At 68.6% G+C, this 25,587-nt stretch carries 23 protein-coding genes; 11 read left to right on the top strand and 12 right to left on the bottom strand.

Annotated elements, in window-relative coordinates; translation table 11 throughout:
* Window positions 1–158 precede the first annotated feature (158 nt).
* Genes mads1 through AC16DP_RS27385 form a run of 3 tightly spaced genes read left to right on the top strand, consistent with a single transcriptional unit; the run spans window position 159 to window position 4,106 of the window.
* Entirely contained in the window at window positions 159–359 is a 201-nt protein-coding gene (mads1, locus tag AC16DP_RS27395; RefSeq protein WP_329733213.1) for a methylation-associated defense system helix-turn-helix domain-containing protein MAD1, read from the top strand.
* The gene (locus AC16DP_RS27390) at window positions 352–735 is read left to right on the top strand and encodes a M48 family metalloprotease (protein WP_329733212.1); all 384 of its coding nucleotides are present in this window, start codon (window positions 352–354) and stop codon (window positions 733–735) included. Before mads1 ends, AC16DP_RS27390 begins: the two co-directional genes overlap by 8 nt.
* Window positions 735–4,106, top strand: a complete 3,372-nt coding sequence (locus AC16DP_RS27385; protein WP_329733211.1) for a hypothetical protein — start codon at window positions 735–737, stop codon at window positions 4,104–4,106. Before AC16DP_RS27390 ends, AC16DP_RS27385 begins: the two co-directional genes overlap by 1 nt.
* A gap of 542 nt (window positions 4,107–4,648) precedes the next feature.
* Here the strand turns inward: AC16DP_RS27385 and AC16DP_RS27380 are convergent.
* Window positions 4,649–5,038, bottom strand: coding sequence for a RidA family protein (locus AC16DP_RS27380; protein WP_329733210.1), 390 nt, complete (start codon window positions 5,036–5,038; stop codon window positions 4,649–4,651).
* Window positions 5,039–5,215: 177 nt separating this feature from the next.
* On the opposite strand from AC16DP_RS27380, the gene AC16DP_RS27375 reads away from it, so the two are divergent.
* A complete protein-coding gene (locus AC16DP_RS27375) occupies window positions 5,216–6,835 on the top strand; it encodes a peptide chain release factor 3 (protein WP_329733209.1) in 1,620 nt (539 codons plus the stop codon).
* 102 nt (window positions 6,836–6,937) lie between these two features.
* Here the strand turns inward: AC16DP_RS27375 and AC16DP_RS27370 are convergent, their stop codons facing one another.
* Window positions 6,938–7,654: a hypothetical protein gene (locus tag AC16DP_RS27370; RefSeq protein WP_329733208.1), complete on the bottom strand. Its 717-nt coding sequence runs from the start codon at window positions 7,652–7,654 to the stop codon at window positions 6,938–6,940.
* 59 nt (window positions 7,655–7,713) lie between these two features.
* Window positions 7,714–8,259 (bottom strand): hypothetical protein, encoded by a 546-nt coding sequence (locus tag AC16DP_RS27365; protein ID WP_329733207.1) that lies wholly within the window; start codon window positions 8,257–8,259, stop codon window positions 7,714–7,716.
* Window positions 8,260–8,326: 67 nt separating this feature from the next.
* Here AC16DP_RS27365 and AC16DP_RS27360 point away from each other — a divergent pair, with 67 nt between their 5' ends.
* Window positions 8,327–9,826: a carboxypeptidase M32 gene (locus AC16DP_RS27360; protein ID WP_329733206.1), complete on the top strand. Its 1,500-nt coding sequence runs from the start codon at window positions 8,327–8,329 to the stop codon at window positions 9,824–9,826.
* Window positions 9,827–10,027: 201 nt separating this feature from the next.
* Here AC16DP_RS27360 and AC16DP_RS27355 read toward each other — a convergent pair whose 3' ends face one another.
* Window positions 10,028–10,375: a hypothetical protein gene (locus AC16DP_RS27355; RefSeq protein ID WP_329733205.1), complete on the bottom strand. Its 348-nt coding sequence runs from the start codon at window positions 10,373–10,375 to the stop codon at window positions 10,028–10,030.
* A gap of 382 nt (window positions 10,376–10,757) precedes the next feature.
* On the opposite strand from AC16DP_RS27355, the gene AC16DP_RS27350 reads away from it, so the two are divergent.
* Window positions 10,758–11,321, top strand: a complete 564-nt coding sequence (locus AC16DP_RS27350) for a hypothetical protein (protein WP_329733204.1) — start codon at window positions 10,758–10,760, stop codon at window positions 11,319–11,321.
* A 107-nt stretch (window positions 11,322–11,428) separates the two neighbouring features.
* The gene (locus AC16DP_RS27345; protein ID WP_329733203.1) at window positions 11,429–12,133 is read left to right on the top strand and encodes a hypothetical protein; all 705 of its coding nucleotides are present in this window, start codon (window positions 11,429–11,431) and stop codon (window positions 12,131–12,133) included.
* Window positions 12,134–12,201: 68 nt separating this feature from the next.
* Here the strand turns inward: AC16DP_RS27345 and AC16DP_RS27340 are convergent, their stop codons facing one another.
* From AC16DP_RS27340 to AC16DP_RS27315, 6 genes are all read right to left on the bottom strand, one after another.
* Entirely contained in the window at window positions 12,202–12,678 is a 477-nt protein-coding gene (locus AC16DP_RS27340) for an NUDIX hydrolase (protein WP_329733202.1), read from the bottom strand.
* Between the two features lie 166 nt (window positions 12,679–12,844).
* Complete coding sequence (locus tag AC16DP_RS27335) at window positions 12,845–14,473, bottom strand: DUF2339 domain-containing protein (protein ID WP_329733201.1); 1,629 nt, start codon at window positions 14,471–14,473, stop codon at window positions 12,845–12,847.
* A gap of 21 nt (window positions 14,474–14,494) precedes the next feature.
* A complete protein-coding gene (locus AC16DP_RS27330) occupies window positions 14,495–14,872 on the bottom strand; it encodes a GNAT family N-acetyltransferase (protein ID WP_329733200.1) in 378 nt (125 codons plus the stop codon).
* A gap of 69 nt (window positions 14,873–14,941) precedes the next feature.
* Window positions 14,942–15,292, bottom strand: coding sequence for a four-helix bundle copper-binding protein (locus tag AC16DP_RS27325; RefSeq protein ID WP_329733199.1), 351 nt, complete (start codon window positions 15,290–15,292; stop codon window positions 14,942–14,944).
* A gap of 339 nt (window positions 15,293–15,631) precedes the next feature.
* Complete coding sequence (locus AC16DP_RS27320) at window positions 15,632–18,343, bottom strand: M1 family metallopeptidase (protein WP_329733198.1); 2,712 nt, start codon at window positions 18,341–18,343, stop codon at window positions 15,632–15,634.
* A gap of 343 nt (window positions 18,344–18,686) precedes the next feature.
* Window positions 18,687–19,853, bottom strand: a complete 1,167-nt coding sequence (locus AC16DP_RS27315) for a ribonuclease D (RefSeq protein WP_329733197.1) — start codon at window positions 19,851–19,853, stop codon at window positions 18,687–18,689.
* A 66-nt stretch (window positions 19,854–19,919) separates the two neighbouring features.
* Here AC16DP_RS27315 and ttcA point away from each other — a divergent pair, with 66 nt between their 5' ends.
* Genes ttcA through AC16DP_RS27295 form a run of 4 tightly spaced genes read left to right on the top strand, consistent with a single transcriptional unit; the run spans window position 19,920 to window position 23,701 of the window.
* Window positions 19,920–20,780, top strand: coding sequence for a tRNA 2-thiocytidine(32) synthetase TtcA (gene ttcA / locus AC16DP_RS27310; RefSeq protein WP_052519061.1), 861 nt, complete (start codon window positions 19,920–19,922; stop codon window positions 20,778–20,780).
* On the top strand, window positions 20,773–21,597 hold the full coding sequence (locus tag AC16DP_RS27305; RefSeq protein WP_329733196.1) for a TerB family tellurite resistance protein: 825 nt from the start codon (window positions 20,773–20,775) through the stop codon (window positions 21,595–21,597). The genes ttcA and AC16DP_RS27305 overlap by 8 nt, the downstream gene beginning before the upstream one ends.
* A 16-nt stretch (window positions 21,598–21,613) precedes the next feature.
* Window positions 21,614–22,435 (top strand): phosphate/phosphite/phosphonate ABC transporter substrate-binding protein, encoded by an 822-nt coding sequence (locus tag AC16DP_RS27300; protein WP_329733195.1) that lies wholly within the window; start codon window positions 21,614–21,616, stop codon window positions 22,433–22,435.
* A gap of 30 nt (window positions 22,436–22,465) precedes the next feature.
* Entirely contained in the window at window positions 22,466–23,701 is a 1,236-nt protein-coding gene (locus tag AC16DP_RS27295) for a serine hydrolase domain-containing protein (RefSeq protein WP_329733194.1), read from the top strand.
* A 10-nt stretch (window positions 23,702–23,711) separates the two neighbouring features.
* Here AC16DP_RS27295 and AC16DP_RS27290 read toward each other — a convergent pair whose 3' ends face one another.
* Together AC16DP_RS27290 and AC16DP_RS27285 are read right to left on the bottom strand one after the other, a co-directional pair.
* Complete coding sequence (locus tag AC16DP_RS27290) at window positions 23,712–24,980, bottom strand: metallophosphoesterase (protein ID WP_329733193.1); 1,269 nt, start codon at window positions 24,978–24,980, stop codon at window positions 23,712–23,714.
* Window positions 24,981–25,034: 54 nt separating this feature from the next.
* On the bottom strand, window positions 25,035–25,583 hold the full coding sequence (locus tag AC16DP_RS27285; protein WP_329733192.1) for a Uma2 family endonuclease: 549 nt from the start codon (window positions 25,581–25,583) through the stop codon (window positions 25,035–25,037).
* Between the last annotated feature and the right edge of the window lie 4 nt (window positions 25,584–25,587).

The raw sequence follows: 25,587 nt of genomic DNA, 5'->3' as shown, positions 1-25,587 counted from the left end.
TTATACAACCTTGATCGCGAGGACAAGGTGGCTGCTGCGCAGGCGAGCAGGTCCTTCCGGGCGCGAGCCGCCTCGGTCGGCTTGCTGCCGCCCCATCCGCTGCCGCACTCTGGAAACGGCTGGAAGCCTTCGCCTTCCTCCGCGCGGAGCCCCTCCGGATGAGCGATGAGATACTCACGGTCCAAGAGGTCGCGAGGCTGCTGAAGGTCGCGGACAAGACCGTCTACACGATGGCGCAGAAGGGGGAGATTCCGGCCTTCAAGGTCCGCGGCCAGTGGAGATTCCGGCGGGTCGACATCGACGCGTGGATTCAGGCCCAGACCACCTCACCACGCCGTCAGGAGGATGGGGATGCGTAGCCCCGGCAACCCGCCGCTCGCCGTGCGAGCTCTCTCCCTTCTGAAGAAGGTCCTCGAGACGAAGGCGATGCTTGACCAGACCGGCATCACCGAGCAGTACGCGGCGCTCTGCTCGGCCTCCGGGCAAGCGTTCTACAACACGTCGAAGTTCAGCCTGCGGAAGTGGGGCTCGTGCTCGTCGGCAGGCACGGTCACGCTGGCAAGCGACCTCGTGGACCAGGATCCGCGCTTCCAGGACTTCGTCTCAACCATCGGGCCGACCTCGCGAGCTTTCTTCAAGGGCGCCACGAGTCGCCCCTGTGGCATCGAGCGATCCGGCTCCTCGGAGTTCACCTGCTCGAGCGTGAGAACGGCGTCGCCGAGTGGAAGGGGCTGATGTCCTCCTTCGACAGGGGCAACCTGACCATCATTCGAGACCTCCTCCTCGAGGCTCCTGCCTTCGCCATGAACGCGGGGCCGTTGCTCGAGAGCCTCTTCCCGGATCTCGTCGCTGCGGATGGCGTTCTTCTCCAGCGGCTCCTGACGCGCTTCTTGGCCTTCGCTACAGTTCCCAACGAGCAGATGCAGGCGATTGCTCGCGCTGTCGGCATGGACGCCAACGCGGCGCGTGCGGCCTTTCGCCGGCCGCACTGGCCATACTGGCTCGATGTCCTCGCGGTCCTGCACGCCCATCGCGTCGAGGCTCTTCGCGTTGCCCCGTCCGAGGTCGCCAAGGTCGTCGAGATGTGGCTGGAGTTCGTTCCGCCCGGTTCCATCCGACGACGCGAAGCGGCCGAGCTAGCCATCTTGCTCGGCCAGAGCGCAATTGATTCTCGCGATGACTACGGAGAGCGCGAGGAGCGCGGGAGATTCTACAAGTGCGCCCTGATGGCAGCGCCCGAGCGGCCTGACGAGGTCGCCCATCTCGCAAGGACTGCAGCGGAGCGCATTCCCCGGCCCGCAGTGGCTGCAGACGAGTCGACACCGCCTCAACCGCGACCACGCAGCATGTTCAGCACCGGGATCATGCGCGGCCCCTGGCCAGACGGTCCGCTCGCGCGCGTCGACGAAACCTTCCAAGACGTTGTTCTGGACACTCCAGTTATTCAACATCTCTTCCGGGTACGCCCGACGGTCGCGCGGGAGGTTGTCCTCGCAGCGCTAATCGAACCACCTCACGAGGAGGACTGGGGCAGCAGTCGGCTGCACGAGTTCGAACTTGATCTCGTGAGCCGACACAAATGGCAGCCAGCGCTCTACACGCAGGGACCATTTCTCGTATGTCTTCGAGGCAACTTCGCGGAGGGGCTGGAGTTGATCATGCGGCTCGTCGACTTCGCCACAGCACGTGCTGGCGAGCGCGCCGAGCAAGAGCGGAGAGAGTGGCGTGCCCAGGCAGTCGCAGACGGTCACACCGAAGCAGAAATCGACCAGGCAATGGCCGCAGCGCCTGCGCGCAGTCTGACCCTGCTCAGTGAGGGCTCGAACGCCCTGACCTTCGAGGGCGATGCAACCGTCTACGGTTGGAGTTCAGGCCTGGGGAATCCACCGGACGCAGTTGAGGCTTCCCTCATGGCGCTCGAGCAGTATTTCTACCTTCGCCTTGACGCGGGCGACGACATCGCTGAAGAGATCTCCGCTGTTCTTGCTCGTAGCCGGTCTGTAGCGGCTCTCGGAGTTCTCTGCGACATCGGAAAGCGCCAGACGAGCCTTTTCGACGGCCCCCTGCGAGCCTTGCTGTCAGGCCCTGAGCTCTACTCTTGGGAGATCAACAAGCTCGTGCAAGGGCGCTCGCACCTGATGATCGGTGCGTTCATGCTGGGGCAGGAGTTCATCAAGCTCGCACAGCAGTTCCACGGTCTAGAGCACCGAAAACGTGACTTGCGCCATGTAGCGACGGAGCGCTTGCTCAAGAGCGAGGAGATGCAGGCCTTCTTCGCCTCGGCCCGAGACTGGTGGAAGAAGCGCAGGGCTGATGGCGAGCGGCTCATCGAGATGGCTGACCAACTCAACCTGTGGCTCGATCCCGCGAACTACCAGATGCGCGAGGATCCGGCGCACGGGCTGATCATCGTCAACGTCGCGCTCGAACGAGTACAGGCCGAGAGAGCAACCGAGCATCAAGCGATGAACGATCGGATGCTCGTCACGGGCTTCCCGATACGCTGCAGGACGATCCTCGATGAGCGGCGTGTCCAGACCGATGCTCAGCTAGATGAACTCTGGCAGACATGGGTGCGCGTTCGGGAGCTTGCCAAGGCAGGCCCGGCGCTTCCCGGTGACGAGGAGCGTTTGGGTGACGAGTACGTCAACGCCATCACGGGCGGCATCGCGGTGCTGCTCTGGCACGATGAATGGGTCTCCCAAGATGCAACTCGACGTCAGGAACTCGAAGGGGCTCTTGAGTCCCTCATGAGCGGCGACCTCCCGGAGCGGGATGGGTTCAGATCCAAGCACGCTGTCTCGACGTGGACTTGGGACTGCTTTGTCGCTGAGTCCGCCGCCATGTTGTGGGCACGTCAGCCGCAGGATGTTCGGTGGCGTCGCCTCGTGGCGGAGATGGTCTTCGCGGAGAAGTACGCGACGGTTCGTCTGCTGTTCGCACGATGTGCGGAGTCCCGGGCGACGCTTGGTGCCGACTTCGGACGACTGCGTCGGCTTGCGCTTGACTGGGCGCATGTGCGGGACCGGGTCGATGTGTTGCGTAGCGTGCAGCACCTGGTCCCGCCGCTTGATGAACAACTGCACGAGCGACTGCAAGGTGAAGTGGCGAGCTGGGGTGAGCAGTCGGTGTCGTCCTTCGTTGACGGCTCGCTGGCTCCTCTGCCAGTCGACTGGAGCAGGTTCGGCGACGCGAACCGCTTCGTCGAAATCGATGCTCTTCGTCGCCGGTGGCCCGATTACATGCTGATGGACTTCCATCTCGTGCGGTGCAGTCACGAGTGGATGCCCCCGCCCGATGAAGCGCAGAGCCCGGAGGAGCGGGCAAGCGTTGTCCAGTTCTGGCGGGTCGCGCTCGAGGTCGTCGCGGCGAGGCCGCGCGCCGACCTGCAGCGACGCGATCAACAGTATCCCCACGAGGACGAAATATGGGTCCTCGAGAATGTGGCTGCGGCGGTGCTGCAACTGCGACCAAACGAGAACCCCGAGCAGTTCTGGACGGCGCTCATCGATCTCCACAGTGAGGCCCATGATTGGCCGGAGAAGTTCCTGACAGCCCTACACCGTCGGGCTCTCGCCACCGGAGAGACGCCAGCGACCTATGCGCCGCTTCTTCGTGAAATCGCAAGGCGCGCTTTCTCTGACGTCGATGGCAAGCGTCGGTGGCCTTGGCATGAGGAGGTATGGGATGCGCTGATCGGCATCGACTACTGGGTGAGCAATCTGTGGTCCGATCGGCATGCGGACCACGTGCTTCGCATCTGGGACGTCATCTCTCTGTGGATGGAGAACGCCCCCCAGGGGGGCAGACGACTCGGGAAGTTCGCTCGCTGGCTCTCGAAATCTGCGGCCGCGCCGATTCGCCTACGCGTGCTCCCGTGGTTCGTTGCGCAGCTTCAGCCTGGGGAAGAGAGGTCCGTCTACCGGGATGACGACGTTGAAGACGACCTGGCGACGCTTCTCAACGTGGTCTGGGACCAGGATCAACGTTCGCTGCGTGCATCGAGTGCTCCGTTCGCGGCCTTTCGTGGACTCCTCGCCTGGCTCGTCGAGCGTCAGAACTCGTTGGGGTTGGAGCTTCAGGGCCGCATCGGAGGGCTCGCATGACCGCAGCTTCCTTCGAGCTCATTCCGGTCCTCGGCCGCAACGAAGTCAAACAGGGAACGGAGCCCAACGCAGGCGGGACTTGCGAAACTGCCGCCCTGAGACGGATCGGAGGAATAGCGTGACCACCGTCGCCGGACCTCCAGTCGCTCATCAACGGTCCCGCGCCCGTCGCCCACGCTGGCCCCGCGTGCGCGCCGTCGCCCGCGACCCGCGCCACGCCCCGGACCACCGCTCCGGGCGCGCCCCCGCGCCGACGTGGGCGCCCGTTCGGCGCTCGCCACGTGCCATCGCCCCGTTGCCCAACCGCGTACCGTCGAGGGACTGCCGCCCGGGTTTCCGGTCTCCGAGGAGGCGCCACCCGAAGGGGATATGCACTTCGTGGCCAGGGTGGGGGTAGAACCGCACGAGCGCCTGAGTTGGGTAGTGAGCGCCAAGGAGAAACGGCGCCGGGAGGAATCCGAGCGCCAATTGGCCGAGGCCCTCGCCGAACTGGCACGGCTGCGCGGCGGCCCAGGCTGACGCTGCTGGGCTGACTTCCCCGCTCAGCCGGGAACGAGGGCGTCGGCTTCGATCTCCACGAGCATCACCGGGTCGATGAGGCGGTTCACCTCCACCATGCTGGTGGCGGGGCGGATGGTGCCGAAGAACTCGCCATGGGCCCGGCCCACGTCCCCCCACAGGGAGATGTCCGTCACGTACATGCGCGTGCGGACCACGTGCTCCAGCCGGCCACCCAGGGCCTCGAGCGCCGTCTGGATGTTGCTCAGCGCCTGGACGGTCTGGGCGTAGATGTCTCCCTCGCCCACCACCTGGCCGGACGCATCCGTGGCGGTGGTGCCGGAGACGGTGATGAACGGACCCACGCGGACGGCCCGGCAATAGCCCACACGCGGTTCCCAGGCGGTTCCAGTCGAGTAGGTGGTGCGCTGCATGGGGCTCCTGGGGAAAGGGGTGGAGGAACCCCCCACCCTAGCGCTCTCCGAGCGGAAGTGGACACATACCCGGGGTCCAGGCGGGGGCCCGCTGGCCCGGCTGCCTTCCGGCGGGACGGCTCCCCCATGTGGAAGCCCGCGAAAAAACGCACGCCCCGTGATAGTTCCCTTCCCGATATGGCATCCGAGCTCGACCAGGAAGTCGCCCGCCGGCGAACCTTCGCGATCATCTCCCACCCCGACGCCGGTAAGACGACGCTTACCGAGAAGCTGCTGCTCTACGGCGGCGCCATCCACCTGGCCGGCAGCGTGAAGGCCCGCCGTGCGAGCCGCCACGCCACCAGCGACTGGATGGAGCTGGAGAAGGAGCGTGGAATCTCCGTCACCTCCTCGGTGCTCCAGTTCCCCTACCGCGGCCACGCGGTGAACCTGCTCGACACCCCGGGCCACCAGGACTTCTCCGAGGACACCTACCGCACGCTCGCGGCGGCTGACTCGGCCGTCATGCTCATCGACGCCGCCAAGGGCGTCGAGCCGCAGACCAAGAAGCTCTTCAAGGTCTGCCGCATGCGCGGCATCCCCATCTTCACCTTCGTCAACAAGCTCGACCGCTGGGGCCGCGCCCCGCTGGAGCTCATGGACGAGCTGGAGCAGGTGCTCGGCATCCGCGCCTACCCGATGAACTGGCCCATTGGCATGGGGCCCGAGTTCCGGGGCGTGTACGACCGGCAGTCCAAGGTGGTGCACGTCTTCTCCGCCGAGGGCCGCCATGGTGAGTCCGAGGTTCAGGAGCGCTCCATCCCCATCGACTCGCCGGACATCCTCACCGTGCTGAACGAGCGCGAGCTGTCCACGCTCAAGGAGGAGATCGAGCTGCTGGACATCGGCGGCGACGAGTTCACCCGCGAGAAGGTGGAGAAGGGCCAGCTGACGCCCATGTTCTTCGGCAGCGCCATGACGAACTTCGGCGTGCGGCCCTTCCTGGACCACTTCCTGGAGCTGGCGCCGGCGCCCACGTCGCGTCAGACGAAGAACGGGCCGCGCGAGCCCACGCACCCGAAGTTCGCGGGCTTCGTGTTCAAGATTCAAGCGAACATGGACCCGGCGCACCGCGACCGCATCGCCTTCATGCGCGTGGTGTCGGGCCGGTACACCAAGGGGATGAGCGCGTTCCACTCGCGGCTGGGCAAGGAAGTGCGCCTGGCCAAGCCGAGCCAGTTCCTCGCGGCCGAGCGCACGGCCATCGAGGACGCGTGGCCGGGGGACGTCATCGGCCTGTTCGACCCGGGCCTGTTCCGCATCGGCGACACGCTCTGCGAGGGCGAGGACCTGTTGTTCGACAGCGTGCCGCGCTTCAGCCCGGAGTACTTCGCCGTGGTGCGCTCGAAGGACCCGTTGCGCCGCAAGCAGATGGAGAAGGGCCTGGAGCAGCTCTCCGAGGAGGGCACGGTGCAGATCTTCCAGCAGCTCGGGATGGGCATGAAGGATCCCATCGTGGGCGTGGTGGGAGCGCTGCAGTTCGAGGTGCTCCAGTACCGGGTGGAGCACGAGTACGGCGCGCGCATCCTGCTGGACCGGCTGCCCTTCAGCCACGCGCGGTGGGTGGTGGGGCCGAACTTCGATCCGAAGACGTTCGACTGGGAAGGCAACCGGCAGACGGTGCAGGACCGGGACGGGCTGCCGCTGGTGCTCTTCCGGGACGACTGGGCGCTGCAGCACGCCGAGGAGAAGCACCCGGAGCTGAAGTTCCTCTCCGCGGCGCCCATCCTGCGCCAGCTGGCCGCCACGGGGAGCTGAGCCTCCCCCGGCGCCCATGCTCTCCGCCCATCACCCCTCTCCCACCGGGAGAGGGACGGGGTGAGGGGGCCAGGGGCCCCGGGTTGAATCCGTGAAGGCCGTCTACCGTGAGGCGGTCTGGCAGAGCCCGTTGCCGCCCTCGAAGTGGAAGCCGAGGTTGACGGAGGGCTGATCGGACCGGACGCAGGTGCTCACCACGAACTCGATGTTCTTCCCGTCGGCGCTGGTCACGATGTTGCTGTACTGGCCGGCGTCGGAGATGGTCGAGCCGTCCGCGCGGTAATAGCTGAAGACATTCGAGAGCCCGGCCGCGTCCGTGGGGAGCCCGCCCGAGGGCGAATAGGCCCGGACGCGGGTCCGGATCAACATGGGCCGAGCGGTAACGCAGCGCGTGTCATCGGTCGCGAAGGAGAGCAGCTCGGCGGCGTAGGTCACCGGGCCGGTCGCCGTGGCCGGATCCCACGAGACGGGGAACGTGTTGAAGTTCTCGCAGGTGGGCGTGGGCACGTGCTGGCAGGTGCTGCTGCGGGAGCTGCAGTACGAGCCGTAGGCGCAGGTGGAGGGCTGGGGATCGGCGAGGACGCAAGGGTCCCCCGGCTCCTCGGTGCCCGCGTCGGTTCCCGCGTCCGGGGTGCCCGGGTCGGAGCCCGCGTCCGTGCCCGCGTCGGTGTCACTCCCCGCGTCATCCCCCGCGTCCGTGGGGGTCTCCTCCCCTGCGTCGTTGCCAGAGTCCCCGCCGGGCCCGTCCGGGTCGCAGGAGGCGGCCACGAGGACGAGGCCGAGCGAGAGGGGAAGCAGCAGGGAAGGGAATCGTCGCACGGTCGCGTCTCCGGGTCACACCACCGGCACACAGGTGCCGGGGAGAGCCGGAGTCTAATTCACTTGTAGGGCACCACGGTGCCGCCGCGGTGGGCCGAGTCGCGCAGCACCAGGCGCGTCTCCTTGTAGAGGCGCGCGGCCTTGGGGCCCACGAGGAAGGCCTTGGGGTCTCCCTTGCGGAACGTCTTCTTCAGGTACTCTTCAATCTCCCGGTAGATGCGCCGGAACTGGTCCGAGGCGGCGTCCTTGCGGCCCGTCTGGGGCGTCACCTCCATCTCGGCCCACATCTGGCCGCTGAGCAGCTCGCCCTCCTCGTTCATCCGGCAGCGCTCCATGAAGATGACGGGCGAGCGCACCTCGTCGATGCGCCAGAAGCCCTTGTCCGGGCCGCGCTTCACCTTGTCCACGATGGCGGGCCCCACGCTGACGGCCACGAGGTACAGGTCCTCCTCGGGCAGGCGGGGGACGTTTTCCTGGCTGGCGCGGAAGGCCTCCCAGTCCGGGGGGACGCGGCGGGGGTACACCTCCAGCTCGAAGCGCTCGAGGAAGCGGAAGAAGGCGACCTCGTCGTCGGGGGACATGAAGTACTGAAGCTGGCTGGCCATGGTGGGGCAATTAACCGAATGCCGCGCGTTGCGGAAGTCCGGGGCGATTCGGACTAAAGAATCCGCCATGGACAAGACCTTCGACGCGCTGCTCGCCCGGATGCACGAGCTTCGGGATCTCGGTGGGCTGATCGCCCTGGCCACCTGGGACCAGGAGACCTACCTGCCTCCCAAGGCGGCGGAGTCGAGGGCCCACCAGCTCTCCACGGTGCAGGGCCTCCACCACGAGCGCCTGGTGGACCCCCGGCTGGGCGAGCTGCTCGCCTGGGCGGTGGGCAACCCGAGCCTCACGGACGACCAGCGGGCCATGGCGCGCGTGCTCCGCGAGGAGCGGGACCGGGCGGTGAAGGTGCCCAAGGCGCTGGTGCAGGCGCTCGCCGAGGCGCAGAGCCGGGGCCTCATGGCGTGGCGCGAGGCCCGCAAGGAGAACCGCTTCTCCGTCTTCAAGCCCGCGCTGGGGCGGCTGCTGGCCCTGCGCCGCGAGCAGGCGGATGCCTACGGGCACGGCGGCGAGCGCTATGACGCGCTGCTCGAGGGCTTCGAGCCCGGCATGCGCGTGGCGCGCCTCACCCCGGTGCTCAGCGCGCTGCGCGACAAGCTCATCCCCCTGGTGGCGGCCCTCCAGGCGGCGCCGCGGAAGGTGGAGGACCTCTTCGTGGGCCGGAGCTTCGACCCCGAGACGCAATGGCGCCTCTCGCTGCGGCTGCTGGGGGACATGGGCTTCGACCTGGAGGCGGGGCGGTTGGACAAGAGCATCCACCCCTTCTCCAACGCGCAGCACCCCCTGGACGTGCGCCTCACCACGGGCCTGGAGGAGGGCACGCTCTCGGCCCTCTTCAGCACGCTGCACGAGGGAGGACACGGCCTGTACGAGCAGGGCTTCTCCCCGGCCCACCACCGCACGCCGCTGGCGAACGGGCCCTCCATGGGCCTGCACGAGTCGCAGTCGCGCCTGTGGGAGAACCAGGTGGGGCGCGGCCGGCCCTTCTGGACGCACTACTTCCCGGTGCTGCGCGAGGCCTTCCCGCGGGCGCTCGCGGACGTGGACCTGGACACCTTCCACGCGGGGCTCAACCGTGTCTCGCGCTCGCTCATCCGCGTGGAGGCGGACGAGGTGACGTACAACCTGCACATCGTCCTGCGCTACGAGCTGGAGCTGATGCTCATCCGCGACGAGCTGCCGCTGGACGAGCTGCCCTCGGCGTGGAACGAGCGCATGCGGCGCTTCCTGGGCGTCACGCCCCCGGACGACATGCAGGGCGTGTTGCAGGACATCCACTGGTCCTGGGGCGAGTTCGGCTACTTCCCCACGTACGCGCTGGGCAACCTCTACGCCGCGTCCCTCTACCGCGCCGCGCAGCGCGCCATGACCGGGCTGGAGGAGGGCCTCGCCCGTGGTGAGCTCAAACCCCTGCGCGAGTGGCTGCGTACGAACATCCACGCCGAGGGCTACCGCCTCCACGCCGAGGACCTGGTGCGCAAGGTGACGGGCCAGGGCCTCACCGACGTGGACTTCCTCGCCTACCTCGAGTCCAAGTACGGCGCCCTCTACGGCGTCACCCTCTGACTCGACTCTCGCCATTTTGGGCGCCCCAGAGGGAAGAACGAAGCGCTTTCCCAGAGGGGTGTCAGAGGGAGCTGGTCAAAAATGGCTAAAGTCGAGGCCCAATTGAGAAACACGCATCCCGCCTGACTCGGTGAGGTGAAGAGGGGCGCAGGAGGGCATCCGCGCCCACCCGGCTCCCCTCTATGTTTTCCGCAAATGTGTCTACGGGCGGAAAGGTCTTGGCGGTAGTGCCGCTTGCAGATCCTCTGGCACTGCTACATCGTTCCGACGCGCAAGATCGATGTAGGCGCGAATGACCTCCCAGAGTTCGTTGCAGGTTGCCGTCTGACGCCCGCTCTTGACTGGCTTGCTCGCTGGCTGGCGGCCATTGATTCTGCTGATACGCGGGTCGAAGATCTGGTCCTTGAAGACCGGTACGCTTCCATGATCCCACTCCTCAGGGCCGAACCCCACACGGTAGTAGAAGCCGGGTCCATGGCCGTCTGAGGCGTCCACAAAGATGGAGTCTTGGGGGTTGAAGATAGCTGGCACTCGATCGTCCTCCTTCATTCGATTCTCCTTCTTCAATTCATGGATAGTACCTATAGGGTCTATTTCAACCTATAGGTCTCTTCCAGGCCCTATAAGTATCGGTTTCATGAGGGGGGGTAGCAGGAGTGCGAGCGAGTCTGGAGCACCTGGGAGTGCCCACCGCATGTGCGGCTTGGACCCGGCGCGAGGGCCAACCGAGGCCAAGTGGCGCCGTGGAGCCTGCTCGCGCCTCACGCCAATGCCGGAGCCGTGCGCAGGGCGGTGATACGCTGCCCCCATGAGAACAGCCTTGGTCATACACAGAGCGATGGCGATGAGCCTTGCCCTCATGCTTGTTTCCTGCGGTGCGGCACACTCCGCAGCGGTCGGACCCACGGCCCCCAAGGATCTGACCAGGTACGTGATTGTTCTCGAGCAACAGGCAGATGGGCAGGTGCTGCACGCCTGGGTTCCATTGCAGGAGTTTGATCTGGCGAAGTTCCAGCACACCATGCGCATGAGGAACGTCCGTCGAGACATCGTGCGTGTCTCCTCGTCGGACTTGAGGGCGTATTGCGAGGGACGGCGTGCGCAGTGCGAAATGGACTGTCTCAGGAGTGGCAGGCCCTTTGCGATTGGTCGCCGCAAATACCAGGACACCCGGGTACAGCCGTGGCGCATCGCCAGGGGATGGTGGTGTCCGGAAAACTGCATGGATGCTTTTGTTGAATGCACGAAGGGCCGCGGTGAGTGGACAGAGGAGTACGCCGCCGGGTTCGATGCGATAGAACCTGCCATTGACTGGCTCAAGAAGCATCGTGCGGAGCTTGTCGTGGGCTCCGTCGTGGTCATCGCCGGTGTGTCCTTTGCTGTCGTGGTCGCCGGCTCGGGAGGCGCGGTCCTCGTTCTGGCGCCACTCCTGGTCATGGCGGAAATCTCTCCGGGGATGCTCCCCGAAATCCAGCTCGGGGGGGCATGCAGGTGACAATCCATGAGCAGCTTGCGGACGTAGTGCTTTTCATGGGGACCCGGTGGCGAGCAGCGGAGACGAAGGGGTGGCACGAGGAAGTGAAGCTCTGGAGCTATGTGAGGATGCTCGACGACTTCGTCCGCGTGACAGGCCAGGTCTACCGGTTCGAAGACTCCCTCAGGAGAGAGCTTCCAGCGGAACGGCCCTTCGTCAGTACACGTCTGGGCAAACATGAAGGGACGCTCGCGCAACCGGCGATGCAATTGCTGCTCGAAACCCTGGACGAGACGCCTGAGCCTGAACACAAGCAGCAGGTGCGCGTTCTCATCGCCCTCATCAACTTCATCGCCGAGACGGGGCAACTCGAAGAAGCGGATGGCTTCGTCGTCAATCGGCTGGACTACGCCCCGGTGGCCATCGCGCACTTCGCCACTCATGAGGAGGCCCATGCCTGGATGGAGAGCGTCACGGAGCCACCGAGCCCGGTCCGCATCCTCATCGGCGATGAGTATTACCAATTCTGGTATATGCGTGAGGACAATACGCGCGGAATGTATCGCGATCATCCCCTGGAGCCGGTGCTGGAATCGCTCACCGCCAGGGGAATTCCCCTGGGGACACCTTCGTTCGCCACGCGCGTGGAAGCGGAGGCATGGTTGATGAGCCACCCAGCACATCCCTATTCATTCGTGACAATCGCCGGGGAGCACTACTTCGCGGTGCATCACCCGATGTTGAAGCGCCACTCCCTCCTCCATGTGGCATCGGCCCTGGCGGCCTGGGGGGAGTGCGAGACAGAGGACTCGTCAGATGGCGCCGGTGAGTAGGAGGACCCACCAGCTCTGGTAACAGGCGCGGCTCAGGTGCTGGCGAGCTGTTGGGCGCGACCGGCAGGTCAGGCACGCCGCGCGGCCGCGTCCTCGAGGTAGGCGCGCACCATCTCCGCGAGGGGCAGCTGGAGCGCCGTGTCCACGTCGATGAACGCGGCCCATACCACCTCGCGGTTGTCGAGGGCGAGGCTGGGTGGCGCTTCGACCGTGAGCTCGACGAAGAAGCACCGGTCGCGCTTGTACTCGTCGGTGCCCCGGGCCTCGAAGACCTCGCGCAGCTCGCTCGGGGCGACGCTCAGCCCCACCTCCTCGCGCAGCTCGCGTGCGCCCGTCTCCCGCGGGGACTCGCCCCGGTGCTGGCCTCCGCCGGGCATGCTGAAGACGCGCTTGTAGGAGTTCTGCAGCAGCAGCACCTCGCGGCCGTGCCACACGCCGACGAGGGTCCCCGTCGTCTCCGGGCGGCGCACGAACCAGTACCCGAGCGCCAGTGTGTAGGCGCCCCGGTACGCCATGCGCATGAGGGGATCGACGAGCGAGCTCACGGTGCCTCCTGCCTGACACGGTAGCCGAGTGGCCTTCCCTGGTCGATCTGGCGTCGCGGGCTCATCATCCGGCCTCCATTCCCCTGGGAGACCCTTCTCCTTGGAGGTATGGATGCTCGCGAGCTGTCGGATCACCCTGAGCATCGCGGTGATGGAGCAGGCCCGCTCAGCTCCGGTTCCCGCGCAGCCGCGTGTACACGTACGACACGGCCAGCAGCATCAGCCCGAGCAGGATGAAGGTGAGGATGCGCTGGTCCGGTGGCAGCCCGGACAGGTCCACGAAGACCAGGCGCCCCAGGGTGAAGGCCAGCACCGCGAGGCCCACGAACCGGTACCAGCGCTCGCGCACGGCGAAGCCCAGGGCGAACAGCCCGAAGGCCGCCATGCCCCAGCCCAGCGTGGTGAGATCCTCGGGCATCCGCTCGCCCACGAGCCACACCAGCGCGAGCCCCGCTCCGGCCGCGCAGGAGAACTGGAGCGCGCCGCGGCGGCTCCCCTCGAGCGGCGGAGGCAGCCGCTCCGTCCGCGCCACCGCGGCCCGCTCGACGAGCACGAAGCCCACCAGCAGGGCGGCGTCCAGGAGCGCGCGTCCCGTGGACGACGGCACCTGCCACGTGGCCACGAGCGCCACGTAGAGGATGCCCACGCCCACCACCTGCAGGGCACCCGCGCCCAGGGCCCGCCCGGCGACTCCCGCCACCCCTCCCACCGCCGTCCACGCCCGCACCAGCGCCGAGTCCTCGTACTCCCAGGGCAGGCCCAGCGCGAGCGTGAGGCCGCTCGTGGCGAGGAAGGCCTGGAGCACCGCCGGGTGCGAGTTCCTCCACCCCGCCACCGCGGCCCCCACGCCCTGCGCCAGCGCGAGCGCCACGAAGAAGGTGAAGAGGTGCGGCTCGCCCCAGCGCCCCACCTCCACCGCGCCCAGGACGAGCATCCCCACCCAGTTGAGCAGCGCGAAGGACAGCGCCGCGCGCCTCGATATCTCGCGCGGGTGCACCAGCAGCGCCACCGAGAAGATGACGTAGTAGAGCGCCAGGAAGGACAGGCTCAACGCCAGCCGCTCGCTGTCGGGCTGGCCCGGGGCGAGGGCCTCCTCGCGCATCGCCCAGACGACGTGCGTCGAGTACACGGCCACCAGGCTCGACAGTGGCACGAAGACCCAGCGGTTCTTCACCAGGAAGAAGAGCGCTCCGCCCGCCAGCATCGTGGTGGACATGAGCGTGAAGGAGGTGATGTCGCTGAGCATCCCCGTGCGCAACCCGAGGAAGAGCGCGATGCCCGCCACCGTCTCCGACTGCATCCGCTGGGCGATGACGACGATGCCCACCACGTTGAGCGCCAGCAGCACCAGCGCCAGGGGCTCGCTCTCGATGACCCGCACCGCCGGCACGAAGTGCAGCGCGTACGTGACGAAGTAGGCGAGCGCCAGGCCTCCACCGAAGACGATGCGCCCGAAGAGCTCGTGCCGCTTGGACAGCCACAGGCCCAGCGCCGCCAGCCCCGCGCTCAGCAGGTAGCCCGCGCCCACCCGCGCCAGCACCCCCAGCTCGCCGAAGTGATAGATGATGAGGAAGGCGAAGCCGATGATGAGCGCCACGATGCCCACCCGGCTCAGCCAGTACGTGCCGAGGTGCGCCTCCAGGTCCTGCGTCCGCTCCGTCTCGGGCACGCGCTCGACGGGCTCCACGGCGGGGGCCTCCGTCTCCAGTTGCTCGATGCGCGCCTCCAGCCGGGCGACCGTCTCCTCCAGCCGCCGCACCGTGTCCCGCAGATCCTCCGTGTCTCCCTCCGCCATGCGCTCCTCGTGCGCCGCACCTTATGCCGGGCCGGGCTTCCACTCCGAGCGCAGAATGCCCATCACCCACGTGTCCACGTACGCGCCGTCCACGTAGTGGTGCTGCCGCATCACGCCCTCGCGGCGGAAGCCCGCCTTCTCGTAGGCGCGGATGCCCGCCACGTTGGGCTCCAGCACCTCCAACTGCACCCGGTTCAGGTTCAGCGTGCCGAAGCCGTAGTCCAGCGTCATCCGCGTGGCCTCCGCGCCGTAGCCCTTGCGCCACTCGGACGGCTCGCCGATCACCATGCCGAAGGTCGCTCGCCTGCTCCGGAAGTCCAGGTCGTGCAGACCGGTGGTGCCGATCATCCGGTCCCCGTCCCGCAGCACGATGGGGCCCAGGAAGAACGGTGTCTGCACGGTGGGGTCCTCCTCGGGAAGAAGACCCTCACCCTCGCCCTCTCCCAGGGGGAGAGGGGACTTGCTCCGTCAGGTGAAGAGCAGCGGCCGGCACGCCCGGGCCAGCTGCAGTGCATCGCGTGCCAGCACGTTGGCGGACAGGTCTCCGTCCAGCCACGCGGCACGGGCCACCTGGTTGCTCAGCTCGAAGCACAGCGTCGCCGTGCGCCGCGCCAGACGGCTGTCCTTTTGCAGGGCACGGGCGTTCAGCTCGCACAACTCCGCGCATTGGCGCAGCAGGCGCATCGGCTCGCTGTCAGCGCGCATTCCCTTGGCGGCCAGTTGCTCCATCGCCGCCTCGCACGAGGCCTGACAGCTCAGGCTCGCGGCGATGCAGTGATGGATGTCGGCCGTCGCGCCACCCAGTCGGACTCCAGACATGCCCGCGCCACCTCCACAGCGGCTTCAAAGCTACGCACGTTCCCCCCAGCCGCAACCTGAACCTTCGCCCCGCGAGCCACATGTTCAATCGGCTCCATGACACTGCTCCGCACGCCTACTGCCATCGAGTAGGACGCACAGGCGCGCACCGGAGTTCCCGCCCCGCTCTTCGTGAAACTCCGGCAAAGCACCCGGGCGCGTGCGTTGGCCGCCCGGATGCAAGGGAACAGGGCTGATGGGCGAGGCCCTCACGAATGACGGGCGAGCTCGTCACTCGTGACAGAAGATGACGCCCCGCGTGAGTCCAACGGTGGAGACGCTGAACACGCGGGGTTTCCGCTACTGGCGCGAGAGGAAGCGCACGAGTCCGGGCTGGAGGGCCTCGCGCTGGGCGATGCACAGGTCCACGTGCTCCAGGGCCCGCCCGAGGATTTCCGTGCCACCGGCGTAGCGGGCCGCGCGCTCCCGGAAGAAGGCCTCCACGTCCTGGCGGTGCGTGGCGTCGCAGAAGGAGGCACCGAGCGCCGGCATGTGGCCACCCATCTCCTCGGGCATCCGGGCCATGATCGCGTCGAAGTGGTCCTTCAAGTAGGTGAAGAACAGCTCGCGCGTGCCCTCTTCGCCCATCATGCCGTTGACCAGGCCCATGCTGACCTCGAGCGTGGAGAAGTCGTCGGAGAGCATCAGGGCGGTGGAGGCGCGGGCGAGCGCCGGATCCTGGAAGGAGCCCAGCGCGGTGAACAGCTTGCCGCGCTCGGCCGGGTCCTGCGTCTTCCGGGCCTCGGCGAGCAGGCGCTGGTGGAGCGCGGCATCCCCCTTCCTCGCGGCGAGCGGCAGCACCACCTCCACCATCTCCGGCGAGACGGCACGGCGATCCTCCAGCCACCTGCGCGCCAGCTCGCGGGCGCTGGCCTGGAGGGAGGGCTCCTCGCCCAGGAGCGCCACGACGCGCACCACCGAGGGCCGCAGCAGGCGCGTGGCCTCGTCCTCGCCCGGGCGCGGCTGCAGGCCGAGCGCGCGCGCCTTGTCCCCGAACGTGCGGCGCACGAAGGCCGCGTACTTGGGCCTCAGCGCCTCGGGGATGAACTCGCGCCGCAGCGAGCCCACCATGTTCAGCGCGACGGTGAGCAGGTCGCGGTCATCCGTGGGCAGCAGGCTCGTCACCACGCCGAGCGCCTCGTCCACCGGCAGCGCGTTGCTGGCCATCAACGCCTGCGCGTCGCCGAGCAGCCCCATGCGCTCGGTGAGGGACAGCTGCTTCGCGCCCCCGCGCGTCAGCTTCTGGAGCAGATCGCCTTCCAGCTTCGCCTGGTAGTAGCCGCGCGCGTCCGCGTTGGGGGCGAGCCACTCGGGGCAGGCGGTGGCGCCCGTGAGCACGAGCTCGCCCGTCTTGTCGGTGAGCAGCGTGCAGGCCCGCGCCTCCTGCTTGCCGGTGCCGTAGCGCACGCACACGGGCACCTGCCACGTCTGCTCCGCGGTGCCCGCGCCCCGCGAGCCCACGGGGAGGAAGCGGCGCTGTGACAGGGTCAGCTTCGGGGGCGCGCCCGCGGTGCACCGCAGGCCCATGGAGACGAGCGGGACGCCGGGCTGGGTCAGGAAGGTGGAGAGGGCGGCCGTCAGGTCGGTGCCCGAGGACTCGGAGAGGGCCTGGAAGAAGTCGGCCGCGGTGGCGTTGCCGTGGGCGTGGTTGCGCATGTGGGCGCGCACGCCGTCGCGGAAGCGCTCCGGGCCCACCCAGGACTCGAACATGGCGAGCACCGCGTTGCCCTTGTGGTAGGTGATGGCGCTGTCGAAGGCGGTGAGGATGTCGCCCTCGCTCTCGACGGGCTGCTGGATGCGGCGCGTGGTGACGAGCCGGTCCGCCTTCATCGCGTGGGCCCGGTTGCGCACGCGCTCGGCGTCCATGCTCCACGAGGGCTGCCACTGGCCCGTCACCTTGAGCGAGAGCCAGTCCGCGAAGGACTCGTTGAGCCAGGTGTCATCCCACCAGGCCAGGGTGACGAGGTTGCCGAACCACTGGTGGGCCAGCTCGTGCGCCTGGGTCAGCGCGAACTCGCGCTGGCGCGAGAGCGTGTCGTGCTCGGGCCGGGCGAGCAGCAGCGGCATCTGGAAGGTGATGAGGCCCGGGTTCTCCATGGCCCCGAAGAGCACGGGCCGCGGAATGGCCAGCACGTCCAGCTTCTCGTAGGGGTAGGGCATGCCGAAGTAGTCCTCGAGCAGGCCCAGCAGCGGCGGCGTGGCCTGGGCGGCATAGGCGGCCTCGGCCGTGCGGCCCTTGGGCACCACGATGCGCACCGGCGTGCGCTTCTGTCCGGCGGGTGCCGCGTCCACCGTCTCGAAGGGGCCCACCGCGAAGGCCACCACCTCGCCAGGCAGCGGCGGCGTGGGCCGGAAGCGCACTGTCTTCCACCCGTCCGGGCCCTTCTGCTCGGACTCCACCGGCGTGTTGGAGAAGGCCCGCTGCTTCTCCGGCACCTTCAGCGTGAGCTGCCACGGCACCTTGAAGCCCGGCTCGTCGAAGCACGGAATCGCCCGCCGCGCGTAGTTCGCCTGGAACTGCGTCAGCGCGTACCAGTGGTCTCCATCCTTCTGGCGGAAGAGGCCCACCGTCTCCTTCGCCAGCGCGAGCCCCTGGTACGCCACGCGCAGCGTCGCCGTGCCCGGACCCACCGGGCGCTCCAGCAGGAATCCGATGAAGTTGTCGTTTTCCGTCACCGCACGCGCCGGCTGCGACTGGCCTCCCGCCGTGAGCGTGGCCTCCTTCACCGTCAGGCCCTTGCCGTGCAGCCACACCTGCCGCGTGGGCTCGGAGAGCTCGAGGGGGATTTCCACGACGCCGCTGAAGCCCTCCTGGTCCGCGTCCACCGTGAGCTCCACCTTGTAGCTCGTGGGCTTCACCTGGGTGCCCAGGCGGAAGGTGGGCGGGCGCGGCGTCTCGGCCTCGGCGGCCGGGGGTGGAGGCGCGGTGGGCGTGGTGCTCTGCTGCGGCGTGGCACAGGCCAGGGTGAGCGTGAGCAGTGCCCACGGGGTGTGGCGGAGGCGGAGGTGCATGGACTCCCTCGATGAAGTGGCGGGAGAACGCCTGCGCGCCGGTTCTATTGCACGCGGGCGCATGCGGCGGACGCTTTGATCGCGCCCGGGGTTGGATCAGACCGCGCTGGCCTTGGCTCTCGTCAGGGCAGGTTCTCGGGGCTGTCCAGGAAGAGCGCATGAAAGAGCCGCGTCTCGGGCGGCTCCGTGAACTGCACGAAGAGCGGGACGCCTGGACATGCGCAAGGCCTCATGACCCGTGGACAGTGGGGAGCACGGGCCCGGATACCCTCACCCCGTCCCTCTCCCGGAGGGAGAGGGGATGGATGCGCGAGTGGGGGAGACAGGGCGATGAGGGAATGGCTCAGCCCTGCACGGGATGCTGGGCGAGCAGCGCCAGCAGGTCCTCTCCGTACAGCTGCACCCGCTTCTCCCCGATGTACGGCACCGTCCTCAGCTCGTCCAGGTTCGCCGGAGGCCGCGACGCGAGCACGTCGAACACCGGGTTGGGCAGCACCACCGAGGGCGTCACCTTCCGCGCCGACGCCTTCTCCGCGCGCCACCCCTTCAGCGCCTCCTCGCGCTTGCGCCGGTTCGCGTCCTTCGGCCCCTTCTGCTCCTGCTCTGGTTTCAGCTCGCCCCGCCGCGACTTCTCCAGCAACTCGCGCACCAGGGCGATGATCTCCTCCCCGTGCGCCCTCACGAAGGCGCCCCGGACTCCCGCCGCCTTCGCCAGCTCCCTCGGGTTGCCCGGCGGCTTCACCGCGATGTCCGAGATGGCCATGTTGGAGAGCATCCGCCCCATGGGCACGTTCTCCGCCTCGGCCCACTCCAGCCGCTTGCGGTGCAGCGCCTGCGCAATCGCGTTGGCCAGCACCAGCTGGTTCGGCGTCAGCCCCGCCTTCGGCAGGCGCGGCTTGAAGTCCGCCCCCACCTCCGGCCTCGCCGCCGCCTCGTCGCACATGCGCTGGCAGTCCAGCAGCACCTCCTCGAGGATGTCCGCCTTCCGCGTCTCCTCCCTCACCAGGCGGCCCAGCTCCACCAGGTAGCGCACGTCGTTGGCGATGTAGTCCCGCATCCCCGGCGGCAGCGGCCTCAGTGAGAAGTCCGACTGCTGGTGCTCCTTCGGCAGCTCCACGCCCAGCCGCTCGCGCGCCAGGTCCGCCAGCCCCACCTTGGGCCAGCCCAGCAGCGTCGCCGCCCGGTGCGTGTCGAACAGCCCCCGCACCCTCACCCCCGCCTCGGCCAGGTAGGGCAGGTCTCCCCCGGCCGCATGGAAGAACTTGGTCCGGTCCGGGTCCTCCATCACCGGCGCCAGCAACGAGGGCTCCACCCCGGGCTGGAGCGTGTCGAAGAGGAGCACCTCCTCGTCCGTGGCCACCTGGAGGAAGCACAGGCGGGCGCGGAAGGCGTGCATCGCATCCGCCTCCACGTCCACGGCCAGCTCCCGGGCCCCTTCGAGCTTCCGGGCGGCCGTCTGGGCCCCCTCTGAATCGATGATGTCCTGCGCACCTTGTGGGAAGCTGTGCATGGCGGAGAGCAGGCTAGCGGACCAGGTATGTACGTGTAGCGTGTTTTTTCCGCCGCCGCCGCTAGGATGACAACCCCGATGAACCCCGACGTCCTTCGCCTCGAGAAGAGCCTGCTCGGCCACATGGGCCGTGCCATTTCGGACTACTCCCTCATCTCCGAGGGGGACCGCATCATGGTGGGTGTGTCCGGTGGCAAGGACTCGTACACCATGCTGTACCTCCTCCGGGAGCTCCAGCGCCGCGCCCCCGTGAAGTTCGACCTGCTGGCGGTGAACCTCGACCAGGGCCACCCCGGCTTCCCCGCCGACAAGCTCGAGGGCTGGTTCAAGTCCGAGGGCTTCGCCTACAAGATGCTCAAGGAGGACACCTACTCCATCGTCCTGGAGAAGACGCCTCCCGGGAAGACGCAGTGCGCCGTCTGCTCCCGCATGCGCCGCGGCATCCTCTACACGGCGGCCGTGGAGCTGGGCTGCAACAAGATCGCCCTCGGCCACCACCGGGACGACCTCATCCACACCCTGCTGCTCAACCTCTTCTTCGCCGGCTCGCTCAAGGCCATGCCGCCCATCCTCAAGAGCGACGATGGGCGCAACACCGTCATCCGCCCCCTGTGCTACGCGCCGGAGAAGGAGATCGCCGCCTACGCCGAGGCCCGGCGGTTCCCCATCATCCCGTGCGACCTCTGCGGCACCCAGGAGAACCTCCAGCGCAAGCGGATGCAGAAGCTGATGGAGGAGCTGGGCAAGGAGATTCCCAACGTCCGCCAGAGCGTGCTCTCCGCCATGAGCAACGTGCGGCCGAGCCACCTGCTGGACAAGAGCGTTTTCGACTTCTCCTCGCTCGCATCCGAGGGTACTCCAGCAGGGGAAGCGCAGGCGCAGACGACGACCGCAGCACGAATCCAGGGAGGGCTGGCGGATGCCTAAGGAAGCGGTGAAGGCGCGCAAGGAGCGGAACGCGGCGCTGGTGGAGGTGATGCTGCTGGCGGCCATGGCGGATGGCCGGGTCTCCCAGCTCGAGTTGCAGACGTTGTTGCGGCGCGTCATCGAGCGCCCCGAGTTCGAGGGCACCAAGCCGGACGAGCTCAACGCCCTGGTGGAGGCGAGCGCCCAGCGGCTGTCCAAGGCGCACGACCTGGAGGAGATTCTGGCCTCGCTGCGGGCGCGGCTGCCGGACCACAAGAACCGGATGCTGGCCTTCGGGCTGGCGGCGTCCATCGCGTTCTCGGACCACCGGGCCACGCGCACGGAGCTGGGGCTGCTCAAGACGTTCCAGGCCGCGCTGGGCATCTCCGAGGACGAGGTGGCCCAAATCATCGACGTCATCGAGGGCGGAGGCAGCCTGTCGGAGGCGCTCGGTGAGCCGCTGGAGCGGCTGTTCGCCGAGGTGATGGTGCTGGTGAGCGCGGCGGACGGGCGCCTGAAGGAGGCGGAGGCGCGGGCGCTGGTGGAGAGCTTCGCGTCGGATCCGCTCTTCCACAACGTGAGCCCCGAGCGGGCGCAGTCCTTCGTGAGCGAGGCGGTGTCGGCGCTGGCGGCCGAGGGCCTGCCGGCCCGGTTGCAGGTGATGGCGCACGGGCTGACGACGCACACGCAGCGGCTGAAGGCCTACCGGCTGGCGACGAAGATCGCCCACGCGGGAGGCCAGGAGCCGAGCCTCGCCGAGCAGCGGATTCTGCACATGCTGCAGGCGACATTCGGATTGGCGGACGACGAAGTGGCGCGGCTGGACGCCGAGGCGTAGACACGGGCTCCCGACCATGTCCGCCTCTCCTCCCAACCCGGCACGATTCTCCTTCCGCTTCGGTCTGCCGCCCTCGCTGGGCAATGCGCTGGCGCGCGAGCGGGCCGAGCGGCTGACCGCGTTCATCGAGAAGGCCCTGGGCCGCAAGGTGGAGGTGAGCGTGGCGGCCAGCTACGAGGCGCTCGCCAAGGACCTGCTCGCGGGCCGGGCGGATGCGGTGTGGGCGCCGCCCTTCGTGTGCGCCCGCGTGGAGGCCATGGGCGTACGGGTGCTGGCGCGCGGGGTGCGGCGCGGGCGCTCGTCGTACCGCTCGGCGCTGGTGGCGCGGGCGGGCTCCGGGCTGACGCTGGACACGTTGCAGGGCACGCGGGTGGCGTGGGTGGACCGGGACTCGGTGGGCGGCTACCTGCTGCCGGTGGCGTACCTGAAGGCCACGGGCCGCGAGCCGGTGAAGACGTTCTCCGCGCAGCAGTTCGCGGGCTCGTACAAGGCGGCCCTGGAGGCGGTGCAGGGCGGCCAGGCGGACGTGGCGAGCATCTTCTGTCCGCCGGAGTCCACGGGGCTGACGTACGCGGACGGCGTGGAGGTGGTGCTGCCGGGGAAGGGCGGGGCGTTCGAGCTCATCGCCTACACCGAGGAAGCGCCCAACGACGGAGTGCCGGTGGGGATGGGCGTGGCGTCGGAAGTGGCGGGCCAGCTGGAGCGCGCGCTGCTGAGCCTGCACGAGACCGAGGACGGCAAGCGCCTCCTGGAGGAGCTGTTCTCGGCGGAGCGCTTCGAGCCCGCGCCGCGGATGGGCTACCGGGCCCTGTACCGCGTGGCCCTCGCGAGCCTCTGAGCTCCTGGCCCGCCGGGGGAGAATCAACGGATGGCGGACTTTGGCATCGACGTCGACCCGGGTGAGGTCGGCCTGGACGCGCGGCGGCTGCGTCGCATCGACACGCATCTCCAGCGGTATGTGGACGACGGGCGGCTCGCGGGCTGGCAGGTGATGGTCTCCCGCCGCCGCAAGGTCGCGCATCTGTCCTCGTACGGGCTCGCGGACAAGGAGGCCGGCCGCCCCGTCGAGACGGACACCCTCTGGCGCATCTACTCGATGACGAAGCCCATCACCTCCGTCGCGGCGATGATGCTGTGGGAGGAGGGCGCGTTCGAGCTGTCCGATCCCGTCAGCCGGTGGTTGCCCGAGTTCTCCCAGCCGCGCGTCTACGTCGGCGGCTCCGCGGCCCGGCCCGTCACCGTGCCCGCCATCGAGCCCATCCGCGTGTGGCACCTGCTCACGCACACCGCGGGCCTCACGTACGGCTTCCACCGCGTGCACGTCACCGATGAGATGTACCGGCTCCGCGGCTTCGAGCTCGGCTCATCGGAAGGCATGGACATCGCCGCGTGCGTGCGCGGTTGGGCCGAGCTGCCGCTCGCGTTCCAGCCCGGTGCCGAGTGGAACTACTCCGTGGCCACGGACGTGCTCGGCCGGCTCGTCGAGGTCGTGTCCGGGCAGACGCTCGATGCCTTCTTCAACGAGCGCATCCTCGGTCCGCTCGGGATGAAGGACACCACGTTCTGGTGCCCCGAGGACCGGCTGCACCGTCTGGCCGCGCTGTATACGGCGGACCCCTCGCGCACCCGGACCATCCGCTCCGAGGCGTTCGGCAGGGGCATCCTGAAGCCGCCCACGTGGTTCTCGGGGGGCGGCGGCCTGGTGTCGACGACGCGCGACTACACGCGCTTCACCTGGATGCTCCTGAACGGCGGCGAGCTCGACGGCGTGCGGCTGCTCTCCCCGAGGACGCTCCGCTACATGACCCGGAACCACCTGCCCGGAGGCGCGGACCTCGCCGCCTTCGGCCGGCCGCTGTTCGCCGAGACGCGCTACGACGGCGTCGGCTTCGGGCTCGGGTTCGCCGTGGTCATGGATCCGGTGGCCTACCGCACGCTCTCGACCGCGGGCGAGTACCACTGGGGCGGCATGGCGAGCACCGCCTTCTGGGTGGACCCGGCCGAGGAGATGACCGTCGTCTTCATGACCCAGCTGCTCCCCTCGAGCACCTATCCGCTGCGCTCCCAGTTGCGGCAGCTCGTCTATCAGGCGCTCGTCGACTGAGCGCCGGGCTCTACACGCCCTGAGCCGCCGCCCGCGCGGGGCCCAGCGCCCGGCCCTCGAGGGCGCTCGGGGCCACCGGGAGCTGCTCGACCTGGAACCGCGGCAGCGCGCGGAACAGCAGCCACTCCCCGCTCTCGAGCGGCCCCTTCACCAACTGCCCGGTGTCGAGCAGCTGCCGGCCGATGGGGCTCGAGGTGTCGCCGAGCGGGAGCTGGAAGCGGAGCCGCTCCAGCCGTCCGTCATCCAGCTTCACCTGGCCCTCCACGCGGATGCTGTCGTCACGGAGGAAGACGCGCGAGGCCCCCTCCACGCGGCCGTAGGAGTTGTCCGCGAGGACGAGCTCGAAGGAGTCCTCGCGCAGCACCGAGGGACAGTCGCCGCTCGGCGTGTGGCCCACCACCACGCGGTGGATGCCCGAGCGGGCGAGGGTCTCGATGAGGGCGGGGGAGGGGAGCCCGGGGTGGTTGAGCCTGTCGGCCATGCGCCCGTACACCACGCTGCCGAGGTTGATGCGCTCGCCGGGAATGGGGGCCTGGTAGGCGATGAGGGGCTCCCAGGCCGGAGTGCCGTCCGGCTCGAGGCGCTCCTCGCGGAAGGCCGAGAGCTGCTCGCGGTACCAGCGGTTGAGGGCCTCGACCCAGGCGTCCACGCCCTCCACGTGCTCGCCCGTGGGCACCTGCCCGAGGCTGCGCTCGTGCACTCCACCGTGGACGAAGAGCGTGTTGCCGGTGCGGTGGGCGAGCTGGCAGACGGAGAGGTAGTCGCGCAGTAGCCCTCCGGGGCGGACGTCCTCGAGGAAGCTGTCCACCACGTCCTCGTCGCTCACGGGCGTGCCGGTGCGCTCCAGCTCTTCCCGGCGGAACTCGAAGGCGTCACGCGCGCCCATGGTGTGGTCGAAGATCCACCGCAGCAGCACCGGCCTGGGGGCGGTGCGCACGTCGGCGGGGGTTTTCGGGAGGGGATGGCCGTTCAGCTCGCGCGGCAGGCGCAGCTTGTTGATGTCCCGGTTGCCCGCCAGCAGCACCACCTGGGAGGGCTGCCGCCGCCGGGCCTCCAGCAGGGTGCGCACGACGCGGAGCCCATCCGGCCCGCGGTCCACGGCGTCTCCCCCGTAGACGAAGGTGGCGCCGGGACGCACCACCAGCCGCTCTCCGGCCTCGAGGTGCACGTACGGGTTGCCCTGGCAGAAGCTGTCCAGCTTCTCCCAGATGCCCTCCACGTCCGTCAGGTAGGCGATGGGATGGTCGGACCTGCTCGTCCCGGGATGGGTGTTCGCCATGGCGGAAGGGTGCTCCTCCAGCGCGGGTCTGTCATCCCTATTCCTGGCGCGCGGCTACACCTCGTCCCAGAGGGCGGCGAGCTCCAACTCCAGGGCCTCGAAGGGCTCGGCGCGCACCCGGGCCGTGCCGGTGTGGGTGGCCATCGGTGAGTAGTGCGCTCCGTCCAGCCGGAGGACCTCCAGCGTGCGTGTGTCCGGATCCAGGAACCACACGTGCCGGACGCCCTCGCGCGCGTACACGGGGAGCTTGGCCTTCCGGTCCAGCCTGGCCGTGGAGGGAGAGAGCACTTCACACACCCAATCCGGTGCGAGCGTGAAGCCCACGGTGCGAGGCATGCGCGGCATCCGCCCCCTGCGCCAGCCGGCAATGTCCGGCACCAGCACGTCCTCCCCCAGGTGCAGCTCCGGTTCATCCAGCAGGACCCACCCGCCGGGGCCTCCTCGATGGAATGCCACGCCCAACTTCACCCCCAGCACGGAGGACGCCATCGCGTGGGGGCTCGCGGGCCGGGGACTGGCGTACAGCTCCCCGTCGATCAGCTCCCCCACCACATGCTCCGGGAGGGCCTCCAGGTCCGCGTAGGTGGCTCGTTCACGTCCCATGACT

The sequence above is a fragment of the Archangium sp. genome (assembly GCF_057119385.1).
The sequence above is the reverse complement of the archived record's forward strand: the minus strand, read 5'-3'. Positions and strand labels throughout refer to the sequence as shown.